At 68.4% G+C, this 6,589-nt stretch carries 3 protein-coding genes; all 3 read right to left on the bottom strand.

The annotated features are described in order from the left end of the window. Window positions 1–220: 220 nt before the first annotated feature. The 3 genes from ACSNOC_RS26530 to ACSNOC_RS26520 all read right to left on the bottom strand — a co-directional run bounded on the left by ACSNOC_RS26530 (window position 221) and on the right by ACSNOC_RS26520 (window position 6,386). Window positions 221–739: an SMI1/KNR4 family protein gene (locus ACSNOC_RS26530; RefSeq protein WP_436750112.1), complete on the bottom strand. Its 519-nt coding sequence runs from the start codon at window positions 737–739 to the stop codon at window positions 221–223. 10 nt (window positions 740–749) lie between these two features. Then, window positions 750–5,303 (bottom strand): DUF6531 domain-containing protein, encoded by a 4,554-nt coding sequence (locus ACSNOC_RS26525; RefSeq protein ID WP_436750111.1) that lies wholly within the window; start codon window positions 5,301–5,303, stop codon window positions 750–752. A 213-nt stretch (window positions 5,304–5,516) separates the two neighbouring features. After that, window positions 5,517–6,386: an aminoglycoside N(3)-acetyltransferase gene (locus ACSNOC_RS26520; protein WP_436750110.1), complete on the bottom strand. Its 870-nt coding sequence runs from the start codon at window positions 6,384–6,386 to the stop codon at window positions 5,517–5,519. Between the last annotated feature and the right edge of the window lie 203 nt (window positions 6,387–6,589).

The following is a 6,589-nucleotide window of genomic DNA, read 5'->3' as shown; positions in this document are numbered from 1 at the left end:
CCCCGCATCCCCGGCATCAACGCCCCCACCCGGGCAACAACAGCCACCCCGGGCGAACCCCAGCACCGACTCCCGCCCACCGGACGCAACACCGAACTCCGCCTGCAAACCGCCTACGAACAAACCCGCACGCCACATGCACAGCGACCACCCCGACCCGGCACCCCCAGCCTGTGAATACCGGAAGGCAATACCGTCCGCTCGGGGGCGAGCGGTTCTCTCAGTAGGGCTCGAAGAGCGGCTCGTCGGACGGGAAATCGTCCGGAAAGAGCGGCACCGTGATCTGCCGGGAGAACAGCGCGAACAGGAAGTCGGTCAGCCCGCCCGCGAACGTGAACCACTCGTCCGCCCGGGCGTCCTTCACCGTCACCGTCCAGGACGCCGGGTCGGTGACATCCCGCCGGTGCCAGAAGCCGATGTCACCGTTGTCGTCCCGGCCGAAGGAGAGCAGTTCTGGCGTGCCGTCGAGGGCGTAAGGAATGCTGGAGCCCATCGCCCGCAAAGTCCTGAGCGCCTGCACAGAGACCTCGGCCTGCTTGCCCAGATCCACTTCCGCGTAGGGGGAATCCGGCTGGTAGATGTGCAGGAACTCATCGAATTTTCCCGGACCGTAGACGTCCACCAATTGCTTGTAGTCGTGCGGCAGTCGGCAGCCCAGACGCGCTTCCACGGCCGCCCAGTTCGGTGGCCCGGAGGAGGGCCGGGCCGGGGGCGGAACGATCTCAGTCAATCGCGTCAAGGACATCGGATCACTGCCTGTTCAGGATGCTGACGGAGAGTTGAGAGCCTCCGGAGCCGAAGGCTTCCATGGTCACTGCGCGGGGGATCAGGTTCGCACCGTCGTAGATGGGCGTGACCATGTACTGAACGATCTCACCGTTCTCGACCATGCGCCGGACCTGTCCCTCGAAGCCTGCCATGATCGGCGTGTTGACCGGGTTCTGGAAGAGCGTGACCAGGTTCTCCCGAACGCTACCCGATCCTCCCAGTTGCCTGCCCAGGAGATGCCCTCGGGCGTGTGGCCCGACGGGCGGTCCTCCGGCGAAGCCGGGCGGCCGGATGCGGCTGCTGGCGGCGGTTCCCTCGCCGATCATGTCGCCGGTGATGGTCGCCCGGATTCCGGTGGGCCGGCCAAGGCTGTCCAACTGGCCGAATTGCACACGGCCGCCCCAGGTGGGGTCCGGCCTGCAGCCGGCCAGCCCCAGCGGATCGGACCAGACAAGCGGGTGGAGAACGTAGGCGTACGGGTTCAGGCCGGGCAGCAGACCCAACGGGTCAGCGCTGAGGTAACGGCCCGCCTCGGGGTCGTAGTAGCGGTGGTAGTTGTAGTGCAGACCGGATTCCGGGTCGTGGTACTGCCCGGGGAAGCCGAGAGGACACTCCGGGCTCCGCGCCGACGCCAGCGGGGATGGTCGCGCGCCCCAGACATCGGCGTCGTTGCGCCATGCGACGCGGCCGTCGTCACCTATGAGTTCCGTTGGCGTACCGATGATGTCCGTGACGATGGCGTAGAACCGCCGGTCGATATCCTCCTGCGACGACGTGGGGGTGAGCCGGGTCTCCACTTGCGCGATGGGCCGGTGCTCGCCTTCCTGCCACTCCCACGAGAGGAACTCGACGTCCCCTTGGGCGTTCACGGCGCTCTGCTCGGCGAGCCTGGTTCCGTCCCAGGTGAACCGAATCTCCTGGACTACGGTTTCGCCGTCGTCACGGGAGAGCAGTTGCTTCGCCGTGCGGCGTCCCAAGGGGTCGTAGAGGTACCTCCACCGGCGACCGTCCGGTGTGATCACCGCGATGAGCCGGTCATGGGCGTCCCACTCGTAGTTCCATACCTTGCTCCCGCCCGACAGGAGACGGCGGCTGCGCCGGATGACACGGCCCTGAGCGTCGTACTCGTAGCCGGTGCGGCCGACGCGTCGCGGCAGGGCGCCGGAACGGTCGCCATCCGCTGACGGCTCTCCGGCTGACGGGAGTTCCGGAGTGGTGTCATCCCGGCGGTTCCCCAGCGCGTCATAGGCGAAGAACCGAGCGGAGGGCCCTTCCGCGGTGTGTTGGTGAACGGCGGTGATGCGCCCGAGCGGATCGAGTTCGAATCGGAGGTCGGGTCCTGAGCTGTCGGCACGACTCGTCACAGCGCCATCGGCGCGGTACCGGTACGTCCTGTCGATGCGTTGCCGCCCGGACACCGCCTGCGCTGTGAGCCGGTGGTTCGCGTCCCATTCCTGGGTCACTGTCACGGCACCAGGAAGAGTCCACCCGACATTCCTGCCGAGCGGGTCGTAGCCGAGCGAGATCTCGCGTCCCGCAGTCGCGAGCCGCGCCAGTTGGTGGTCCGCGTCGTAGGCGAAGCGGCTGGTCAGGCCGCTGGCCGTGGTCCGCTGGATGCGCCTTCCCACAGCGTCGAAGACGCTGGTCACGGAACGGCCGTCGACGGTCTCCTCGGTGACGTTCCCCACCAGGTCGTAGCGCATGTCGAGCGCCGAGTGCTCGTTGGCCGCGTGCACGAGCAGGCCAGCCGCGTCGTACTCGTAGTGAGCGGTACCCGTATCACTCTCGACAGCGCGGACCCGTCCCAGTTCGTCACGGCGATAACGGATCATCTGGCCCGCGCCGTTGACGTACTCGGCCAACTGGCCGACGGCGTCGTAGACATAGGCCAATCGGCGGCCGTGGTAGTCCGTCTGCTGGGTGACGTTCCCCGCGAAGTCGTAGGTGTAGTCCCACGTCGTCCCCGCCGGGCTCACCACGCGGGTGCGGCGGAGTTCGGTGTCGTAGTGGTAACGGGTGACGGCTCCGTCCGCCGTGAATCGGGCAGCGAGCAGATCGAAGTGTGTGTACTCGAAACGGGAGATGGCGCCGGTGGAATCTCGGTGTTCGAGCAGATTGCCCTCAGCGTCGTACGTCCATTCCTGCTCGGAGCCGTCCGGCAGACGGCACCATTCGACGCGTCCCTCCGGCGTCCAGCGGAATGCCGTCGTGGCCCCCATGGAGTCGGTGGAGGCGACTACCCGCCCCTGGGCGTCTCGTTCCACCCGCGAAAGCTGACCCGTGGGCGTGGATGCTGAGATCACCAGACCCGCACGGTTCGTCTCGAAACGCTGTACGCCGTCGACGGGGTCGGTGACCGTGGAAAGCCGCCCGTCCGCTGTGTAGGTGTAGCGCGTCGTCGCGCCGGTCGGGTCCGTCGCGGTGAGCCTGTTTCCGTGGGCGTCGTAGGTGAACTCCCAGCGTGCGCCGCTGGGCTCGACGCAGGCGGTCAGCAGTTGCTGTTCGTTGTAGGCCAGCGTCGTACATGCCGAGTCCGGTCTCCGGGCCTGGACGACGTTCCCAAGGTCGTCGTAGGAATACGAGGTTGTGCGCCCCAATTGATCGGTCAGGGAGAGCAATCGGTCGTAGCGATCAAAAGCCCGCGCGATGGTATGGCCGAGTGGGTCGGTTTCGGTGGTGAGTTGGTAGCTGTCGTTGAACTGGTAGACGGTGGTGTGGCCGAGGGAGTCGGTGAACAGCGTGCGGTGGGTGTCGGTGTCGTAGACGATGCGGCTGCTGAGGTAGCCGTCGGTTCCGTCGGTGGCGACGCAGCGGCCCTCGTCGTCGTAGGTGTACCGGTACCAGGTGCCGTTGCGGCCCTCCCAGCCGGTGATCCGGTGACGGTCGTCGTAGGCGAACGTGTGCGGCAGACCGGAGGAGTTGTAGATCTGGGCGAGGTTGCCGTGCTCGTCGTAGCCGAAGCGCAGCAGGACCGGCTGGTCGGGCGCGTTGAGCAGGCGGTAGGCGGTGATCCGGCCCGCCTCGGTCGTGACGCCGATGCGGTAGCCGCCGTCGTGAACGACCTCGGCCGGCGCGCCGCTCGCGTCGTACGTGACGCGGATGGTGTTGTTGTTGCGGTCGGTGATCGCGGTCAGGGGCAGCTCGCCGCCCAGCCTGCCGGGGACAGGTGCGAAGTGCAGGGTGCGGCCGGTCCCGGGCTGGTGGACGGTCATCGCCGTGCCGGGGTCGCCGTTCCAGGACAGCCCCCAGCGGGGGCCTTCCACCGGCATGACCGGCTCGCCGGGCAGGGGTCGGGGGTAGTCCAGGACCATGCCGTCCGCGGTGACGAACCGCAGCCCGGCCTCGTCCAGCACGAGCCGCTGGTCGAGCGTGGAGGCCCAGGACGGGCCGAACCACGTTCCTTCTCGCAGGCTGCTGCGGTGGTGGCGTTCCAGCACCAGCGGCAGCACGCCGGGGAGTTCGACATCGACCGCCGACATCACCATTTCCCCGGTGGCCATGTCGATCGGGTCGGTCCGGCAGACCAGATTGTCCCCGGACCGGCCCATCCGCCGCACAGCCCGCCCCATGCCCAGCACGCCCTGCCGCAGCCCCCGCAGTCCCGTCGTGGCGAGCGACCGCATACCCCGCGCCAGACCGCCGAGGGTGGTCAGGCCCTTCATCCCCGGAATACAGTCAAGCGCCGCAAAAGCGACATCCCACAGGGTTGCCTGGCCTCTGGCGTACTTGACCAGGGTGTCGGCCAGGACGATCAGGGCGGCGGCCAGCACCACCCAGGCCAGGGGGCCGCCGATGATCATCACGACCACGCCCAGAACGGCGACGACCAGCTTGCAGATGCCGACGATGGTGTCCCAGTTGTCGCGCACCCAGTCGATCACCCGTTCCCACCAGCGGCGGTTCTGGATACCGGCGTCCGAGGCCGCGTCGATGTCCCGCGCGCACTCCCGCGCGGCTTCCTCCCGCATCTCCTGCGCCTGCCGCGCCAGTTCCCGCGCGGCGGCGAGGGCATCCTCCGCTGCCGCCACCCTGCCCTGCGCGGCGGTGACCGCCGCCTGAGCCGCCTGGTGATCCCGCACCGCCGTACGGACATCCTCCTCCGACGGCGGCTCGGGCGTGCTCTCACGCCTCGCCTGGTCCTGAAGCCGCTCGGCCTCGTCCCCGGCGCGGGATACCCAGTCCTCGCCGTCGGCCAGTTGTCCTTGAGCGGCCTGGAGATCAGCCTGGGCGGCGATCGCCCGCTCCAGCGCGCGGTCGGCCAGGGCCTGGGCGCTTTCCAGCTTCGGCCAGTAACGTGCGAGGGCGTCGGCGGCCATGTCGTAGGAGGTCTGCAGCTTGGCCAGGTTCTCCGGCACACCGTCGAACTCGGTGCGGAACGCGTCGGCGGTCAGTCCGGCCCAGTCGAGCACGGCCCGGTCCGAGGCCATCCCCCGGATCTTCCCCAGCGCCTCACCGACATCGTCGGCGAACTCCTGCAGTTCTTCCGCGAGTTCCCGGACCTCTTCCGGCCAGCCCGGTGTGGGGTCGGAGTCCATGTCGACGGGACTCCAGTCCGAAGCACGCACCACCCTCGCCCCCCGATGTGATCACCCGACTACCCACAGGAATCTAGTCGCGTTTTCCCCAGGGTCGCAAGGCTGTTCAGGCGGAGAGGCGTTTGCTCATGGTCACGTTCGCGGACCGGGCCGCGTAGCGCTCCGGCAGTTCGCCGTGGCTTGCATGGAGGCAGGGGGAGCCGGCGCCGATGCTCATTGCCAGGCGGCGGTGGAAGTCCTCCAGGTCGGCGTGCCAGCGGCTGACGTAGGCGGCCGTGGAGGCGTGGCACGCGGCCGGTGTTCGGCCAGCCAGACCTCGGCGAATGCGACGGCGTCAGTCAAGGAGAACAGCCGGGTCTCGGCCGCCCCCACCTTGCCCAGGAGCATCGGGCGCTCCTTCTCGAAGGCCGCACCGAGTTCACCGAAACGGTCCTCGGTGATCGAGGTATCGCGTACGGTAACCCAGCGGCGCCCCCGCGAGGTCATCACCGCGAAGGAGTTGTCGACCTGGGGCGCGGGAATCCGGTACTCGGCCAGATGGAATGCCGTGCAGGATCCGAAGCCCACGCCCAGGAGCAGGATCCGCGCCCTTGCTTCTTCCAGCCGGGCCAGTGGGCTTCGCTCGCCGAGCCGGCAGTCGAGCGCGTGACCGTCCATGATGGCAGCGGCGCGTGGACCCACGGCCGCGAAGGAAGTCTGCGGATGGGCGCTGCGGACGGCGCCCGGCCACGTGCGGACCGTCTCCGGGATGACGCCCACCCCACGAGTGGGCGTCGTGCGCGCGTCGTAGGGCGGCATCGAGGCACGGATATCCGCCCACCATGACTCGGGCACGGGCGGATCGGCCCACGTCGCCGGATCAGAGTTGTCGCCGGAGTGCGTCGGCACAACCAACGTCCCGTCGTCACCCAGCGCGTCGAGCAGTGCGAGCACGACGGCACCAGGACCGCCGCAGACCCAGCCGAGCGAACTGAGGGAAGAGTGCACGAGCAGGGTCTCACCTGGGCGAACCCCCATCTCACGCAGCTCGGCGGCAAGCGAGTCACGTGTACACATCGGCCCGGTCGGGGGCGTCATCGGCATAACCGGTGAGTGTGCACAACCCGGAATCCCCCCACCACTGGATTTCGCGCTTCTCCACCCCACGTCGACCACGCCATTCCCCCTCGGCCGGTCAACCAGTCGGCCACGCCCACTCAGGGATCAGAAACAGGTACCCACCTTGTTCTTCAACCTCTGGTGCAGGACCAACGGCCCGGGCACCGGCAGGCCGGGAGGGGAGGGGA

It is taken from the genome of Streptomyces sp. URMC 129 (genome assembly GCF_051386415.1).
Classification (GTDB): domain Bacteria; phylum Actinomycetota; class Actinomycetes; order Streptomycetales; family Streptomycetaceae; genus Streptomyces.
The sequence above is the reverse complement of the archived record's forward strand: the minus strand, read 5'-3'. Positions and strand labels throughout refer to the sequence as shown.

Excerpts from the sequence above, each read along its gene's own strand:
- ACSNOC_RS26520 (WP_436750110.1), bottom strand. The coding sequence starts at position 6,386 with ATGCCGATGACGCCCCCGACCGGGCCGATGTGTACACGTGACTCGCTT.
- ACSNOC_RS26525 (WP_436750111.1), bottom strand. The coding sequence starts at position 5,303 with ATGGACTCCGACCCCACACCGGGCTGGCCGGAAGAGGTCCGGGAACTC.